This is a genomic window from Endozoicomonas montiporae CL-33, assembly GCF_001583435.1.
GTDB lineage: Bacteria > Pseudomonadota > Gammaproteobacteria > Pseudomonadales > Endozoicomonadaceae > Endozoicomonas_A > Endozoicomonas_A montiporae.
On record NZ_CP013251.1, the window covers coordinates 2,738,694 to 2,754,280 of the forward strand.

General features: G+C 46.4%; 19 protein-coding genes. 4 read left to right on the forward strand and 15 right to left on the reverse strand.

Annotated elements, in window-relative coordinates; all coding sequences use genetic code 11:
* Positions 1-48 precede the first annotated feature (48 nt).
* Entirely contained in the window at positions 49-267 is a 219-nt protein-coding gene (locus tag EZMO1_RS12535; RefSeq protein WP_034872990.1) for an Arc family DNA-binding protein, read from the forward strand.
* Between the two features lie 55 nt (positions 268-322).
* Here EZMO1_RS12535 and EZMO1_RS12540 read toward each other — a convergent pair whose 3' ends face one another.
* The 12 genes from EZMO1_RS12540 to EZMO1_RS12595 all read right to left on the reverse strand — a co-directional run bounded on the left by EZMO1_RS12540 (position 323) and on the right by EZMO1_RS12595 (position 7,925).
* Positions 323-601 (reverse strand): hypothetical protein, encoded by a 279-nt coding sequence (locus EZMO1_RS12540; RefSeq protein WP_034872989.1) that lies wholly within the window; start codon positions 599-601, stop codon positions 323-325.
* A 53-nt stretch (positions 602-654) separates the two neighbouring features.
* Positions 655-939, reverse strand: coding sequence for a hypothetical protein (locus EZMO1_RS12545; protein WP_145912580.1), 285 nt, complete (start codon positions 937-939; stop codon positions 655-657).
* Complete coding sequence (locus tag EZMO1_RS12550; RefSeq protein WP_034872987.1) at positions 936-1,130, reverse strand: hypothetical protein; 195 nt, start codon at positions 1,128-1,130, stop codon at positions 936-938. Before EZMO1_RS12550 ends, EZMO1_RS12545 begins: the two co-directional genes overlap by 4 nt.
* Positions 1,131-1,134: 4 nt before the next feature.
* Positions 1,135-1,914, reverse strand: coding sequence for a hypothetical protein (locus EZMO1_RS12555; RefSeq protein ID WP_034872986.1), 780 nt, complete (start codon positions 1,912-1,914; stop codon positions 1,135-1,137).
* A 12-nt stretch (positions 1,915-1,926) separates the two neighbouring features.
* A complete protein-coding gene (locus EZMO1_RS12560; protein ID WP_145912581.1) occupies positions 1,927-2,697 on the reverse strand; it encodes a hypothetical protein in 771 nt (256 codons plus the stop codon).
* Between the two features lie 425 nt (positions 2,698-3,122).
* The gene (locus EZMO1_RS12565) at positions 3,123-3,344 is read right to left on the reverse strand and encodes a hypothetical protein (RefSeq protein ID WP_034872985.1); all 222 of its coding nucleotides are present in this window, start codon (positions 3,342-3,344) and stop codon (positions 3,123-3,125) included.
* The gene (locus EZMO1_RS12570; RefSeq protein WP_187300019.1) at positions 3,341-3,775 is read right to left on the reverse strand and encodes a DUF7673 family protein; all 435 of its coding nucleotides are present in this window, start codon (positions 3,773-3,775) and stop codon (positions 3,341-3,343) included. Before EZMO1_RS12570 ends, EZMO1_RS12565 begins: the two co-directional genes overlap by 4 nt.
* Before the next feature lie 5 nt (positions 3,776-3,780).
* Positions 3,781-4,095 carry a hypothetical protein gene (locus EZMO1_RS12575; RefSeq protein ID WP_034872984.1) on the reverse strand — a complete coding sequence of 105 codons (315 nt, stop codon included), beginning with the start codon at positions 4,093-4,095 and terminating at the stop codon, positions 3,781-3,783.
* Complete coding sequence (locus tag EZMO1_RS12580; RefSeq protein WP_034872983.1) at positions 4,088-4,408, reverse strand: hypothetical protein; 321 nt, start codon at positions 4,406-4,408, stop codon at positions 4,088-4,090. The genes EZMO1_RS12575 and EZMO1_RS12580 overlap by 8 nt, the downstream gene beginning before the upstream one ends.
* A gap of 325 nt (positions 4,409-4,733) precedes the next feature.
* Positions 4,734-7,460, reverse strand: coding sequence for a toprim domain-containing protein (locus EZMO1_RS12585; RefSeq protein WP_034872982.1), 2,727 nt, complete (start codon positions 7,458-7,460; stop codon positions 4,734-4,736).
* Positions 7,447-7,632 (reverse strand): hypothetical protein, encoded by a 186-nt coding sequence (locus tag EZMO1_RS12590; protein ID WP_034872981.1) that lies wholly within the window; start codon positions 7,630-7,632, stop codon positions 7,447-7,449. The genes EZMO1_RS12585 and EZMO1_RS12590 overlap by 14 nt, the downstream gene beginning before the upstream one ends.
* Positions 7,629-7,925 carry a helix-turn-helix transcriptional regulator gene (locus tag EZMO1_RS12595; RefSeq protein ID WP_145912582.1) on the reverse strand — a complete coding sequence of 99 codons (297 nt, stop codon included), beginning with the start codon at positions 7,923-7,925 and terminating at the stop codon, positions 7,629-7,631. The genes EZMO1_RS12590 and EZMO1_RS12595 overlap by 4 nt, the downstream gene beginning before the upstream one ends.
* Before the next feature lie 185 nt (positions 7,926-8,110).
* Between EZMO1_RS12595 and EZMO1_RS12600 the strand changes: the two genes are divergently transcribed.
* Both EZMO1_RS12600 and EZMO1_RS12605 read left to right on the forward strand, forming a co-directional pair.
* Complete coding sequence (locus EZMO1_RS12600; RefSeq protein WP_034872979.1) at positions 8,111-8,716, forward strand: XRE family transcriptional regulator; 606 nt, start codon at positions 8,111-8,113, stop codon at positions 8,714-8,716.
* On the forward strand, positions 8,716-9,900 hold the full coding sequence (locus EZMO1_RS12605) for a tyrosine-type recombinase/integrase (protein WP_082211606.1): 1,185 nt from the start codon (positions 8,716-8,718) through the stop codon (positions 9,898-9,900). The genes EZMO1_RS12600 and EZMO1_RS12605 overlap by 1 nt, the downstream gene beginning before the upstream one ends.
* A gap of 624 nt (positions 9,901-10,524) precedes the next feature.
* On the opposite strand, the gene EZMO1_RS12610 is transcribed toward EZMO1_RS12605, so the two are convergent.
* The 3 genes from EZMO1_RS12610 to EZMO1_RS12620 all read right to left on the reverse strand — a co-directional run bounded on the left by EZMO1_RS12610 (position 10,525) and on the right by EZMO1_RS12620 (position 13,893).
* Positions 10,525-11,925: an IS1380 family transposase gene (locus EZMO1_RS12610; RefSeq protein ID WP_034873155.1), complete on the reverse strand. Its 1,401-nt coding sequence runs from the start codon at positions 11,923-11,925 to the stop codon at positions 10,525-10,527.
* A 224-nt stretch (positions 11,926-12,149) separates the two neighbouring features.
* Positions 12,150-13,451 (reverse strand): ISKra4 family transposase, encoded by a 1,302-nt coding sequence (locus EZMO1_RS12615; RefSeq protein ID WP_034874099.1) that lies wholly within the window; start codon positions 13,449-13,451, stop codon positions 12,150-12,152.
* 67 nt (positions 13,452-13,518) lie between these two features.
* Positions 13,519-13,893: a hypothetical protein gene (locus tag EZMO1_RS12620; protein ID WP_061509498.1), complete on the reverse strand. Its 375-nt coding sequence runs from the start codon at positions 13,891-13,893 to the stop codon at positions 13,519-13,521.
* A gap of 262 nt (positions 13,894-14,155) precedes the next feature.
* Here EZMO1_RS12620 and EZMO1_RS25545 point away from each other — a divergent pair.
* Positions 14,156-15,579 (forward strand): ISNCY family transposase gene (locus tag EZMO1_RS25545; protein WP_244886696.1). Its coding sequence is split into 2 segments (ribosomal slippage): positions 14,156-14,600 and positions 14,600-15,579, totalling 1,425 coding nucleotides; the frame shifts between segments, so codons are not numbered across the junction.
* The last annotated feature ends 8 nt before the right edge of the window (positions 15,580-15,587 follow it).

Sequence of the window (15,587 nt, forward strand, 5' to 3'; positions counted from 1 at the left end):
ATAGCTAACACAATATGTGTTAGCACGGTATACATACGGGAGGCTGCAATGAGCAGGTCATGGCCTGTCTACAGCCTGCGGGTACCTGAAGAGGTGCACGAAAAAATTAGCAAGGCTGCAAGACAGAATAAACGTTCGATCAACAGTGAGTACCTTCATCGGGTAGAGTCGTCACTGGAGCAGGAGAGCACGCTGGCGCAGGTGTTGGTGGAGCTTCAAAGGCTGAGTGAAAAAATTGATGCGCTGGAAGGTAAAAAGCCAGATTGATGTCTGGCTTTTTAATCGGTTACTTCTGATTATTCACCTAACTCTATAGCCAGTTTTACGGGTAGTCTTTAACAATCTCCGGGTAATCGTCCATAGTGTAATGAACGCATGCCGGTTCATTATTATTGACTGTGATTTTCTCAAACATTCTGAAAATCTCTTGATCGTTATTTTCCTCATACCTTGGATATTCTTTCAGGAATGCTTGTTTCGGTGTTAAGCCTTGTTCGTAGTATCTTCTCCATGGTTTATCACCACGGTAAGGTTCTATATGGCTGTGTGATGTATCAGCCACCTGTTGCAACCATTTTCGGTACTTATTGTTTTCTTCCATTGTCTTTGCTCCGTTGAAAAAAGCCAGATTGATGTCTGGCTTTTTATTAAAGGTTATTTGATTTTCAAGTGAACACCACTGTCATGACAATAACTAACCTCCAGTGTCTTTTTCCTAAACTTTCCATTCTTGGTAAATAAGTCATTCCTAAAAACTCTGTTGGTGTCTTCTTTTTGAAAACCTTCAGCACTAATTTCTAAATGGCTTAAATACCCTTTTGAACCATGCCAGTTTACACTGAATTTACTACCTGTTTGGTTATATGCTTCTGCTACGAAAAAGGAAACAAGCTCAATCATCCCAATGTGCTGAAGAGGAATTTCCATTATTTGAATCACATCTGACTCCTAGCCGCTTGGCTGTTGGTTTGTTCTACATAATTAATAACGCTGATCAGTTCACCAACTGCGGTAATTTGCTCTCTTCGGCTTCGGTGTTCTTCAGGTGTTCTTGGTTTTTGCCGTTGTAGGGCTTTTAATTCTATTGATAGTTCCAGCAGTGCTAGTTGATTGATATTGTTGTCTTGCATCTGCTTACACCTTCAATTCCAACTGCTTACAGGTTCTGGTGATAGTCATAGCATCACTCTGGCTGCACTTGAGCAGATCCCGAACTTGTCTTACTGAGAGTCGCTCAATTTTACCATTGTCCAGTGCTTCAATAACGCTTTGAACTTCAGGAGTAACGCTGATAGTAACGGGGGGTTGCTCTGTTACTTCATGGGTTACGGGTGCCTGTGGTGCTTCGGAATACAGTCGGTTCGTTACTGGCTGAGTGCTACGGGATAGCAGTATCACCAGCCCGTCCAGCATTAATGCCACCAGAACAATAAAGCCATTGACTACAGTAACGCCCGGTAACGGTGTTACTTGCTCAATTCTTACAGCGGCAGAGTACAATCCGGTGGGCTGGATAACAGGCAGCGCGTCCAGTTCTTTCTGTACTTCCAGTGCGCGGGTGACATAGTCCCTTGCCATATAACCGTTGATGGCACTTTGCAGGGTTTCCCGTTGCTGGCGGATTTGCATGTCGCGGTCTTCGGCGGCCGACAATGTGGCTACGCTCGCCATCACACTGAAAGCAACCACAGCAACAACGCTGCCACCACACACCAGCATTCCCCAGCCTGAATCCTTGCGCTTTTCTTCCTGAAACATCGCAGGCAGTTGCAGCAGTGCAGCAGCCTGCATGGTGACCAGTGTTAAGGCAAACAATCCACCCTGATAACCGGGAGCCAGTGACCAGCCGAAACCGAAGGTCATAATTAAAGTGATGGTCAGTAACGTGTTACGGAGGTGTTTTTGTGTATTCATGGTGTTACTCCGTTAAGCATTAATCGTGGCAGGTGTGACGTTTTTGGCTTGTTCCCAGGCTTCTTCGGTGAGTCCCTTATAATCAGCCATTAATAGTTCTTTTTTCCATGGCTCTAATGAATCTTTCGCTTTATCAAACCAGCTAATAAATTGCTTCAGGTGGTTGGTAAAACACTTTTGTACATAATGGCTATTCAATCCGAACCGGCGAAACAATCGCACCAGTTCCGGTTTTTTATTATTAGTGGCGCACTGTTCAATATGTCCGATGTAATTGCGGATCATCATATTGCATTCGGCAAAGTCGTCTGCTGAAAATTGAATAAACGGGGCTTTGTGATCAACAAAGGTTGCCATGGGTTTTGCGTCTTGCTGGCCAGTAAATTCTTTCACCATGTCTACTGCTTTCATGGCGGTTTTCTTGCTGACCTTGGCAATAGGGCGGGTGACTTCCAGCAGAGTGTCGGCCAGTGCCGATCCGATGCGTTTTAGTTGGCTGGCGAGTGTGTGCAGGTCAAGGCAGAACCAGACTTTTGCAGGTACACCGCACAGCTTTTCCTGCATGAGTCCGGCTGCAATCAGGCGGCGGCGTGCGGTTTCCTGTTCGCTGCGGGTGAGTCCGGTTTCTTCGGTGATTTGTTTGGCGGTTTTGTAGAACCAGCCATTGCGCTGGCGGGTGGTTTTGTTCTGTGACCAGTAGAAAAACTGGGAGAGCATGACCGCAGCAGCGGCGGATCCGGATACTTCGCGAAACTCTGGGCGGTAGGCGACGACGTTTGTCATGTTGGGCTCCTTTTGGTGGAGCCTGTCGCCCAGGGTGATAAGTCTGATTGGCGACAGGCTTGTCAGGGTTATCACCACCGGTAAAAGGTAACCGGCCTGCTTTCGCAGCCCCAACAAGCCTGTCATTAACTGGCAGGTATGCTGAATTCTGGCACAAAAAAAACCGCATGTCGGCGGCTTGTGCTGCCCTTTTAGACCGGGGTGATAATCCGGATTCCAGATTTTGCTGGAACGATTAGAACTATAATTCAGGAAACTGATTATTGCAACAAACATCAATGATTTGTGTGGTCTGCCGTAAGTAATCAGTCATAGGTTTTTGTGTGGTGTTCTTATGTATTAGTTTGCCGGATTCCAGCAAACTAATTTGCCCTATTTGACTGTTCGCTTTTACGCCCACTGGCCTTTTTCCAGTGGGCTTTTTTTTACTCCCAATCATCAACCATCTCTTTGCCGGTGCGTACCCAGTAGTTAAATTTTTTGCAGAACTTTGTGCAGCGGTTTAACCATGGGCAGGTATCACAAGGGCAGTTTTTTACATAGAACGTATGCCGGACAACGCTACTGGCTGATTCGCCTTTCACTCTGCCATTGACCGTCATGTCTACCTTATAAACGTCGGGCTCTCTGGTGGTTACCGTCGTCATGCGTACACTCCTTCACTGACATAGCTGGTGCCATTGCAGTTGATGCAGATTTCTGTGGTCAGGTCGTTGTCGTCGTCCATGTTGCTGTACTGTTTGCCGGTTCCGTAGCATTCCGGGCACTGGCGTTTCCAGCGGTTATTGACGTTGTAATGGTTCCAGCTGTCCCATAAATCCAGAAATACCTGATTGCCGTTCTCGATTAGCTCCTGTGGCTCTGTACCCAGTGTTACCCGCGCAACAATAAACGTCAGTGCATGACGCAAATGGTTAGAGTCCAGCAGACTGAGGTCATTAATATTTAGCTGCCACTCTTCACCGTTGAACGCACTGAGCAAAACCTGCGCGGCGGTCTTGGCTGCGGATGTGCCAGAGTACGCCAGATTGATCAAAGCGCGGGTGGATGCTGTGTACTGTTCCATTGTTATTTGCATGGTGCTTACTCCCCGGTTAACACTTTAATGGTTTGAAAGACTGTCCAGCCTTTTTTTGTGAGTCGCAGACTGGTGCGTCGTTTGTCGTAAGGATCGGCACCGACCATTAACAGATCCATGCCGTGTTTTTCCCTGCCTCGTCTGCCTTTTGCCAACATGGCCACCTGGTGCTGAACTTCGGTGTGCGGCATGGCCAGCTCGGCAGCAATGTCACAAATGGCAGCGCCTTCATAATCTGCCACCATTGCCAGTATTTTCAGCTTGATCAGATCCAGTGCAGGGTACCGATCAGCCAGCCTGAACAGTGGGCTGTTAAACATGACTGGCGTTCCTGGTCTTTAATATGTCGTTGACGCGGTTGCGGATATCCACGTACCACTCGTAATTGCGCTGGCTTCGCTTGGCCAGTTCTTTCAACTGGGTGAACCGCATCTGGCGCAGGTTTTGGGGCATGTCGGCAATTTGCAGGGCAAGCTGCTCTCTCATGCGGCGGGTAATGTCCTGTTTAAGAGCTGGCACCTTCATGGTTTTTAAAAAGTCGCGCTGCTGGCTGAATGGCTGGCTGATCAGGTGTCTGGCTAGGCAGTCGCGTTTGTGGTTTTCCTGTCTGGCTTCTTCTCTGGCGTTCATCATGTTCTGTTTTCCGCAGGGTAGGTTGTGAAATTTCCGCGCTTTCCGCACTTCAAGCTGTAGCCCTTGTCTCATGCGGGTTTGAAGGTGAAGCTGGAAGCTGCACCTTAGTTCACTGTTTTTCTCAAGCCTTTGATTTCTCTGGGGTTGCGGGTTCCATGCTGGTGCAGTTTTATAAATTCAAAATTTGCACCTCGGTTCATGCTTGGTGCAGTAAAAGTGAAGTTGTCTATATCTGTGTAAGTCATTGGTATATCTGTCTTTTAAGGTTTTTCTAATCATTGGTGCGGGTAGTGCGGTGTTTTTGGCATATACCCACTGTTCCGGTTTATGCTTGCTTCTTTTTGTCTCTGGGATCTTTTTCAAAAATCCAGCAATAGGCAGTTTCTCCATTGCCGAGGATCTTGCTTTTAACGTTTCCGATCTTTACAAATGGGTGTCTCTGGTTGTTTTTTAGTAATGGCTTCAGGTCTCGCATGCGGGTACTTAGGCCATTCAGGTTGTGCTGCTTGCACATAGCTTCGAACTCAGTCATTTTGATAGCGATGTATTCCGGCTTTATTGAATGGTTCAGTCTGTCTCGGCCAAAGCTGTCTGAACCTGGGCGGTTCATATGTTCGAAATATTCCCAGAACTGCTCGACTAATGGATCATCAGTTCTGCGCCTCTTCTCTCTATCCTGCGCTCTTTCCCACACGTACTCTTCAAGATGCTGACACATGACATTTGTCAGATATTTAGGGCTAAAGATAATTTGCAGACAGTGGATAAATGCCGCTGTCATGGCATGGAATTCAGCGATACGGATCATCATTTTGCTGTTACGACGTTTGAATTCAATTTCCAGCCGGGCAAACTCCTTTCGGAACCGAGCTAAAATTCTGCCTTCATTTTCCAAGGCAAGGTCTCGCCAGCCACATAAGTCTTCAGCCCGAAGATTCATCATCTTGCGAAACCAAATATCGGACTCACCTGGTATGTGGTGGTCTCGGGTACAGTGCAGGTGAACTATTCTCGACATAATGGCTTCTGAGCCATTAACCATGTTGTTTTGGCTAATACACAAGCCACCTTTAAAGGTAATAACGTCTGTGTCTGTCCCACGTTTTTTTAAACCAGTACGGCGCAGGATGCCGCCGTAGTCAGTCAGAGGCTTCAGTTCTTCTACATTAAATTTGCTGTCTGCATCACCTTCCAGAAGAACAAAAGGAAAGTTTGAAGCCTGTGCCATGCCCCGAGCAGAGCCAACATTTGAACCCCGCTGGGGGCTGTCTCCTTCATAGTTTTCTCTACCTACCAGACGCCACAAGATGTTCAGCATGGCGGATTTACCAGCGCCAGCTTCACCAGTTACTTCAAGAAATGGCCAGCTTTTAAATTCCTTTCTAACTTGTTCCGCAAAAAGGGTTCCAAGCCACCATGCCATCGCTACGATGCCTTTATCGGTAAATACACGGTGAAAAAGCGGTAGCCAGTCAGGTGTCCATTGTTTATTAGATCGGGTCAGTTTGATGTCATTTGCATTACTTTTAATGCTGTGGTTCCCAGCTTGCAAATAGCCCATCTGGTTGCTTTTCAGCATGCTGCTGTTATAAAAGCCAAAGTCTTTGGGGGCGTTAGGATTGTTTGGATTGTCTTCCCCAACAAATGCATAAACACCTGTATCTTTGTCATAGCCAATAAAAGACAGGGTTCTTACAATATTGATGCCATAGTCAAACCAACGTTTTTCGAGTATTTCCATATCATTGGCGTCACCATTAAAACGCCCACCTGGAGTATTGTCTTTCAGTGCTTCACTAAAAGCGCCTGGGCTTTTCAGGTCACCGGCCGTTAGGGAAATTATTCTTGGCTGGCTTCGGTTCTTAAAAGTAATGCGAAACACATACCACCGATCTCTGGTTACAGAATCTTCTTCTGTGTACAGGAATTCAGGGTATACAGGGCTAATCTGTACAGGTTGTCCAGAATACCCAGCAAAAACTTTCATTGCCGATGAAAGCTCTGCATCTGGTTCTGTCCAGAAATGACTGCGGCTATCTTCACCGAATGTTTCTTCAAAATCAGACAGTGCCTTATCACTGAGCTTAAAGCGCCATAAGGCATTACCATGGTCAATAACAAGTCTGGGCAGTGGATTTCTTAGCCATAGCCAGAATGCTTTTTCTTTCTCATCTTTTGCCTGAGATAGACAACCACGCCACAGGCTTTCGTTTAGATATTTACGATCTAAATTTCCGTCGACATATTCTTCATTCCAGTCTTTCTTTCCGCGACAAAGCATTACTTGTACGGTTTCACCCAGATCCTCTATAAACTTGATATGGTCTGAAAGGTGTTTCAATCCGCCATTATCATTGTCATATGCCAGTACCCAAACAATATCTCTACCGACATTCTCTTTAATTAAGTTGCGAGCAAGATTACTACCGCCAAAAGCTGCAACTGCTTTGTAATTGGTCTGAATATCCTGATTAAGGTGGTAAAACACCCAAGCATTAAAAATGCCTTCAGTGATTACACAGATATCGCCTTCTTCCAGAGTAAAGCCAGGCGGCTGCCAGTGGCGGTCTTCCTTCGGTGTATTTCTTGAGTAGTTGTTCTTTCTTTTGGCTTGAGCAATATGATTTTTATCAATCAAGCGCTCTTCAAAGGCTCCTTCCCAAAGCTTTATATAAACAGTAGGAGCCATAAGACCGTTTGACTGAAAACATCCCTGCGAATACCACCCGGCAATAATTCCAGAATTAAAACCGCGAGCCTCTTCCAGATAGGCTCGTGCTGTGGCATTCGGATCGTCAACTGTTGCAGGGAATCGTTCGACATAGTTTTCATACAGATCCGGGTAAAGGCTGCGGGTAGTTTCTGTGTAACCGCAGCTATCGGTATGATCACAAAAAACACGTCCGGGCTTCTCTATCTTTACCCATACTGATTTGCGGTTGCACTCAGGACACCGGCCATAGCGCAATACTTTGGAGGTTTCTTTAAAGCTGAAAGAGTGATCGTTACGCAGGGCATCAACAATTTCTGCATCCCTGTCAAAATGAAACATGGTCGTCTCCTTGAGCTTCTACTCTAAGGTCTGCCCAGCTTTTTAGCTGGGGAAAATCTTTCGCAAACAGTTCAAATGCAATCTTGGCTGCTGATTTCTCATTGCATGTATAAACACAATCCACCAGTTCCCCCTGGGGCGTGGTAACACGAAAATATTGATACTGATTCATGCCATCGCCTCTTCAATAGCTGCGCGGGCTTCGTTCCGCAGATCCCGACTGGCGGTCAAATGATGGTTGGTTTTGTAAATGTGCTGATTGATCAGGGAGGTTGGCCAGCGTTCTTGCCCGGCCACTTTGACGGCTTCGGGGAACTCTCCGGAACGGATCCGCTTGCGCAGGGTTTCGCGGGTGACTTTCAGACGGTCACATACCTCGTCTCTGGTTAAGAACTCATCGATGCGAATATCCACGTCATTGCTACTGGTCAGTAAGCGGGCAAGGCGATTAATAAATAAAGTCATTTCATCTTCCGTCATTGCAAAATATTCCCGAACTTGCTAAAAATGCCCTAGCTAGAAACGAAACACGCAAAAATAGGGTTAAACGTGCAAATATGGGCATACATCCCAGATGTGAGAATATCATTTTCAGGAGGGATTACAACCCAGATTTGGGACGTTTTTGCATATATGATCGGGAGGGTTAGATGTACTACGAACTAAAAACAATGGGTGCACGGATTCGATTTGTTCAGGAAAAGGTGGGCGGATCCAGTGCGCTGAATAAGCTATCGGGCGTTAGTGCATCACAGCTTTCTCGATTGATACGGAACGAAATCCCTAATCCGGGATTAAATCAGATCCAGTCCATTGCAAAGGCGGGCGATGTGCCACTGGTGTGGCTGGTAGAAGGTGGTGAGCAGTCCGGGGTCGAAGGTGAAACAAAGAGCAACGGCTTTGTGCCTATTTCGTACTTTGATAATGGCAAGTCGCCCGTCATGCTGGAGCGCAGCTACCTGGTTAATGAAATACAGTCGAATCCGGACCACTGCGTAATGTTTCAGTCTGGTGAGGACTCCATGGCCAGTACTATCAGCAAGGGTGACAAAGTATTGATTGATACCAGTCGCACCAGTGGTGATGGCATCTTTCTGGTGAAGATTGAAAACAATGTTTTTTTGAAGCGGTTGCAGTGGTTACCGGGTGCCGGTGTTGATGTGATCAGCGATAACAGTTCGTACAAAAGTTATCAGCTAAAGCCGGAAATGGTGGAAGTCATAGGGCAGGTGGTCTGGATCGGGAGCCGATACTAATGGCCGCACGCAAACGATACAAAATAGACCGGGGAAACTGGGTCGGACAATTCCCACCACCGGGCGGTTGGCAGCGTGGGCGCAATGGTATCCGGCGGGTGCTTTGTTCGGTGTCGTCTATCGCACACATGGATAAGGATGCACAAAGTTTCAAGCTGCATGACTTGTATGAAGAAGCAGCCAATAAGCTGAAGGGTGAGCAGGAGCAGAAAGAAGAAACCCGCAAAAAACAGAAAGCAGATAAGCGGCGGATGACGGTGCAGCAGGCACGCGATTTGTGGAAGGATGAATTATCTGTCACGAACGATGATAAAACCGTGAAACTGTATGTCCGGTCAGTGGATTATTATCTGAAAGCACTGGGTAATCATGAAGTTCGGGATTTTAACCGGGGTTCAAATGTGAAGTTTATAAAGCACCTGAAACAGTTACCCGGTAAGCAGGCAGGCTCGACCATGGCACCAGCCTCGCAAAATATGCACGTCCGGCATTTAGGCATCTTTCTGCGTTGGTGTTATGCCCATGAAATTATTGATAAACGTCATGAGTTGAAAATGCCGCAGGTGCCTAAAAAGGATATGGAAACCTACTCGGTTTCAGAACTGGGTAAGGCAAAATCATTAATAATAAAACGCATGGACGAATACACACGGCCAAAAGATTTATGTGCAATCAACAATATGTACCGCGCATTTATGTTGGCAACCAATACACTGCTGCGACTGGGTGCCATTTGGTCGTTGCCACTGTCGGCCATTGACCTGAAACAGCGAATTATACGGATCCGCAATGTGCCAGAGCTGAAGTGGCAGCCTAAAAAAATGAAGTTCCCGAACAAGCCTATCAATGATCAGCTTTTTGAATTTTTAAAGCAGGATCTGGCGGGTCGTTCCAGGCGGGAAAAATGGTTTCTTGATAAAGGTGACGGCAGCCAGTGGCTAACCGATAGCAGCAATATCAGCCACTACGCTGCAAAGATTTTCAACGACGTTGGTCTGCCATACATCAAGCCATTCCACTGGGGATTCCGTGCCACAATGACAACGCACCTTTTAAATGAAGGTGTAAAGCCACAAATCGTCCAGCAACTTGCCGATCATTCATCACTCGCCACCACCATGAGCTATTTCAATAGCCGCACCGTTGACCAGCGCGAAGCCACTAATGCCATCCCTGAAATTTAGTCGTGGTGCCACTTTGGTGCCACTATTAAAAACCTATCTCTGGAAGTATTGATATAACTGATTTACACATGAGACTTAAAATCTGCCGACCGTTAGGTCGTGCCGGTTCGATTCCGGCTCCGGGCACCAATTCAGATAGTCGTGTGATATGCGCACAGCTATATAACATGAAAAGCTGCAGATTTTAGTGATCTGCAGCTGTTTCTGTATTCTACACCATTATTCACAGACCTTTGTCTGTAGCAAGCCTCAGATGCAATGAGTGTCGCCACGAATACCATCAAGCTCTACTAAACATTTATTTGAACAGTCTGATGCCTTAGATCGTGCGTTATTATTGTTCTAATGAGTGCTTCTGTTACTGTTTTTTCCAGTCTAAATAAGCATTGTCGTGTTCTGTTAGCCCGGATATTTCATAAACAAGCAGCAACTACCATCCCATCCTCTTAATTTTGGACTTTTCCGCAAGCCTGTTGCTCTGTTAACCATGTGAAAGACATTGCAGCCCATACTTGCTTACAGATTAGACGCTAATCAACGAATCCTGCTATTTCAGGATAACGGAAAGCCCCAAGGCTCTTTCATCTGGTTGCTATGTACCTTGATTGAGTCTTATGAAAGTTGCTACCCCGGTCGAAGTATCGGCATCTGGTAAAAGACTTCTGTCACATGCTGCAAAAGCCTCTTGAATGGGCAGCTACGCGGCAGATGAAGTTTAATTCGGTCTTTATATTCAACCACTTTGACTGCAACTTTACAGAGCTTCATGATCACCGTTGATGGCTGCGCTTTTTCCAGCTCCGTACCTTTCAAAGTCTTGGTTCTTAACTCATAGTGCAAAACATAAGCGGCACAGGCATAAAACATTCTCAAATGGTTAGCCAAAAAGCCCTGATCGGACAATCTGTCGCCGGACAGATCACTTTTCAGATGTTTGATGAAGTTCTCATCCTGTCCTCTTGGACAGTAAAGCTCTTCATAAATTACCTCTGGAGAAGCTTCCTTCATCGACGTCACAATGAAACGAGGGTTGTCGCCTTTTTGGTTGACCTCCGCCTTGTAAATTATCCGGGTATCGAGACCTTTCCAGCTCTTGGCCTGGTATTCTGCTTCCCCGTAAAGTCTGAGCCGATCAGGTTCTGGCATGTTGTTCAGTCTTGCCAGCTCAGTCTTGACCTTCAGAGCTTGACGCGCTTCATCCAACAACTCTTTGGCTTTTGGCCGCAAAGCCGTTTTGTGGCCTGCACCTTTGCCCAAGACATAATCCGAATGAGGGGCATTCTGAACCACCCACATTAACTCTGGTTGAGCGAAGTGGCTGTCTCCCCGAACCAGTAGATGGGTTTTCGGCCACTTTTTCCGAAGCAGCCGAATGACCCGTTCGAGAATGGCTGCATTTTCCTTGCCCGTTGGGGTTTTCCCCGGACGAAGAATCGCCGTAATCAGCTTGCCGCTGAGTCCCTCAAAAATCATCAGGGGCAAGTAGCAGTAGTCCTGATATTTGGCATTAAACAGGTTCATCTGCTGGCCACCATGAGTAATGGCCGGTGTATGATCAAGATCGATAACGATCACCGGAGGTGGCAGCTTGTAACTGCTGATAAAGTGATGCACAAATGCTTCAGCCATCCTGTAAATGTCGGAGCGGGTCATAGATTGTCCCAGCCGGGTAAAAGTGGGCGCTGATGCGAGATGGTTATCGCTGTCCAACGGATTGCGACCAGTGGCCAGTTTGAACATAGGGTCTTTACGCAAACGGTTACTGTCGTTGGCATCTTCATAGCCGCAGGCCATTTGCAGAACCCGCTGAACCAGAAGTTCTTTCAGGGAGTGGTCGATATAGGATTGATGGCGTCTGTCATTGATGGCATCAGTCATTTTGCAGATAAGACCGCTCTGCAGAATGGTTTCCCGTAGCAGCAGAGTGCCAAAGTCAGAAGATAACTCCCCACCATTGAAGTCTGCCCGGATGGTTTTTCCATTTGAGGGATGAAAACGAAGCTGTTCTTGTGTAGATTTGGGCATGGCAAGTTCCGGTTTGCTTCTTCCGAAGCTTTCTTTTGTTCGACCCAATTATATCAAGTGATTGGGCGGAACTTGCCTCCTTTTATGAAATATTCGGGTTAGAACCGAAATAAGCTTTTCCAGCTTGCCTGAAAAATGGTTTAATCCTCTTCTCGCAAATGAAGGTAACAGCAGGGTCATATTCCCATCAAGGTCGATATTAATGGATCGGGTGTGCTGCCTAATTAATGTACTGGAGGAAGGTTGTGTGTGACAGGGAATCCGTAACGGCTCATTTTTGACCAAAATGCATTCCAGGATCCGGATGTGCAAACCAGTGCCCTTAACGTCAGCAACATCGATGCTCCCTGCTCCTTCCAGCGCATTCCTGAACGGCACATTCTCTGTTTCACCAATGTTTTACAGCCTGCTTCAGTCACTCCCGAACCTATCGGCAAGTTCTGCTCTCTCGCTTGCGGATAAATCATCTGATGCCAATGATTTTTGAAATACGTTCTGGCACTGATTAACTTTTCCAGAGACGCAGTACGGTTGTTGCCTGGCTTTGCACTATCAAGCTCTTCCTGAAGTCTTTTGGCTGCACCCTTTTCATGTTTCAAGTCGTGTAGTTTCTGCTTCAACCATGCATGCCTCTCCTGTGATGCTTTTTTGCCGGGATAAAGAGCCTCAGCAGCCCCGGCAACATATTCAGAGACATGGTAAAAGTCCAGCACCTGCACGGTTGTAAAGGGCTCTAAAAAAGTCCAGTTATCCGCTGCTCCGTCAGCAATTCCCACATAAACTGCATCAGGATATCGCGCTTTAACCTTGTTGATTTCTCTTGAAAATCTGCTTTTAAAGGTTCCCTTGCCGTATTCTGGTGCCTCTGCACAATAGATGGTATGGAGCCGCTCCCCTTCGTCATCATAAAGGCTTATCGTGCCACACATGGCTTCACGATAGCCTTCGTAATAAAGAAGGTTGGCTCCATCAAGGCCGATGCCTATTGTTTTTACTGCCTTAGGCAAATCGGGTATGTCGTATGCCCATTTTTCTTCTTTTGCCTGAGCGATGCTTGCTACGACATCAGCCAGATCTCTAAGCGTCGAACGACTACTCTTGCGGCCATGGTTTTGTAGTAAGTCTTCTTCTACCTGGGGAGCAGCCATTTGTGCATATTTCCAACTGACGAGCCGGGCAAAAGCAGGAGTCGAGTTGACAATGATTCGCGCATTCTGATCCAGGGGACAAAAGGTTTCACCACCCTGACTGCTTTGATATACATAGCGTGCCAACTTAACGGAACCCCATGAAGTTTCATACACTTTGGGTTCTTTTTTGTGCTTGCTGCTCATGGTAATCCCGCCTACTTTTATAGGCGAACCATCGGTGTCCATGGCTTCAAGCTGTTTTTCTACCCCAAGCACGCCTGCTTCGTTGAGGCTACCCTGAAGAGCAGTCTCAAAGTCAAGCATTGAGTCACCATGCTGGATGGTAATCAGGATCTGCGTTTCGTTGTTTTCTGAAGAGATAACTTGAGCGGGCATATGGTGAAGGCTGTAAGATTTTCAATATCTTAAAATAGACAGAAAATGTTGTTTCTTCCTACATTAATTACCGCTTACACCCAATGGATCTTTCCTGATCCGCCAGTTTATCAATACTAGCTTGCTTAATGAGTTTATTGTAAGGAAGAATAAAATTAATCGGATAGAGTTTTGCGACTTTATTGAATTCGTATTTCAAAAGCTTTCTTAGTATCTCGAATTCAAAAGTTATTTCCTTGGTTGTTGTTAATAGTTCATGGACTTTATAAACAACAATGGTGAACTTTGTACTGGTTTGATAAGTCAGCCTGACGACCAGAAAGCCTTTTGGCATACCTCTTACCGGACTTACATCGATGCACCGCCAGCGCTTTTTGTGGATGTTGATGCTCATGGTAAAGTCGTTTTTATCAAGAATCAGTATTGGAAGGGGTTTGCTCATAAATTTCAGGTTGCATAGCCAGTAGCTACAAAAATGACTGTAGCGAGAAAGGTGATAGTAGAAAGAATCAGGATGCCTATTATAAACCAGTGAATTAAATTCTTTAAGGATACTGGTTAAGAAAAAAGAGTTTAATTATTTATTAAGATGGATGATTTAAAATAATTAGTGCCTGTCCGAAAACCCACAAACACTTGAAAACAGCAGCCTGTAGCCCCATATAGTACTCGAAGATTTTCCAAAACAGGCTGTTTCCACATTTATGCGCCAAACCATCAACCCACAAATGCAGTTGGGCGAAGTTGATATCTCCGCCATCACGTTTAATCCCAAGTCCAGAGACGACATTCCCCGCCTGCTCCGGGGGCTGCAACATATCTGGATAACACCTGATCTGCGACACAGGGTTTTTCAGGTGCTTGAGAACATAATTCCTGCCAGTCGGCACAATGGTCGTCCTGGTATGGACCTCTGGAACATTCTGGTCTTTGGCACTCTGCGCCTTGTCACTAATTGTGACTACGACCGCCTGCAAGAGTTGGCTAATGAACATGGGACATTACGGAAAATGCTCGGGCATGGTCCCTATTGTACCCACACCTACCACATACAAACATTACAGGACAACATCAGCCTCTTCACACCGGAGATACTGGATCAGATTAACCAGGTCACGGTGGATGCAGGTCACCAGCTGGTTAAAAAAAAGATGAGCCACTACATGGCCGTACCGATTCGTTCGTAGTCAAAACCGATGTCCATTTCCCCACGGATATCAGCCTTCTGAGCGACGCTTGCCGTAAGAGTATTGAGTTTGCGTCAGCTCTTGCCAATCAGTACCAGCTTCCGGGCTGGCGTCAGCGCAAATACCTCAAAGATCAGCATCGCAAGCGCTACAACAAGGCTCGAAACCTGAAGCATTCCAGTGCGACCTGTGAACTGAAACAGCAGCAGCGGCAGCACGATATTGAGATGGCTCATCTCGAGTACATAAAGTACAGCCTTTCAATTGTCCGCAGAGCTGAAACGACCTTGTCCTTGCTGGTGAAAAAGCAACCGGATGAGCCAAGGCTGGAAAACCTCAAATATCACATAGCCCACAGTCGTCACCAGATAAACCTGATTTACCGACGGGTGATAGAACATGAGCAGATTCCCCATAATGAGAAGGTGTTCTCAATCTTTGAGCCTCATACAGAATGGATCAGCAAAGGCAAAGCCGGAACTCCGGTTGAACTGGGGTTACGGGTCTGCGTGTTGCAGGATCAGTTCGGTTTTACTTTGCATCATCAGGTCATGCAAAAACAAACAGACGACCAGGTTACAGTACCTATGGCTGAGGCTGCCAAAAAGCGGTTCCCGACATTAAGCCAGGTGAGCTACGACAAAGGCTTCTGGAGTCCGGGCAATCTTGAAAAGCTGGAAGTTCTTCTGGAGCATTCAGTTCTTCCCAAGAAAGGCAGGCTGTCAGCCAATGACAAAAAACGGGAATGCCACCCGGAATTTATCCGGGCAAGAAGGAAGCACTCAGCCGTTGAATCCGATATCAACGCACTGGAAGCGAATGGTCTCGACAAATGCCCGGATAAAGGGATAGAAGGCTTTGAGCGCTATGTCGCACTGGCTGTTGTCGCCAGCAACCTGAAACGGCTGGGTAAAATTCTGCTGACCAGAGATCGTCAGTAGCCTTTCAG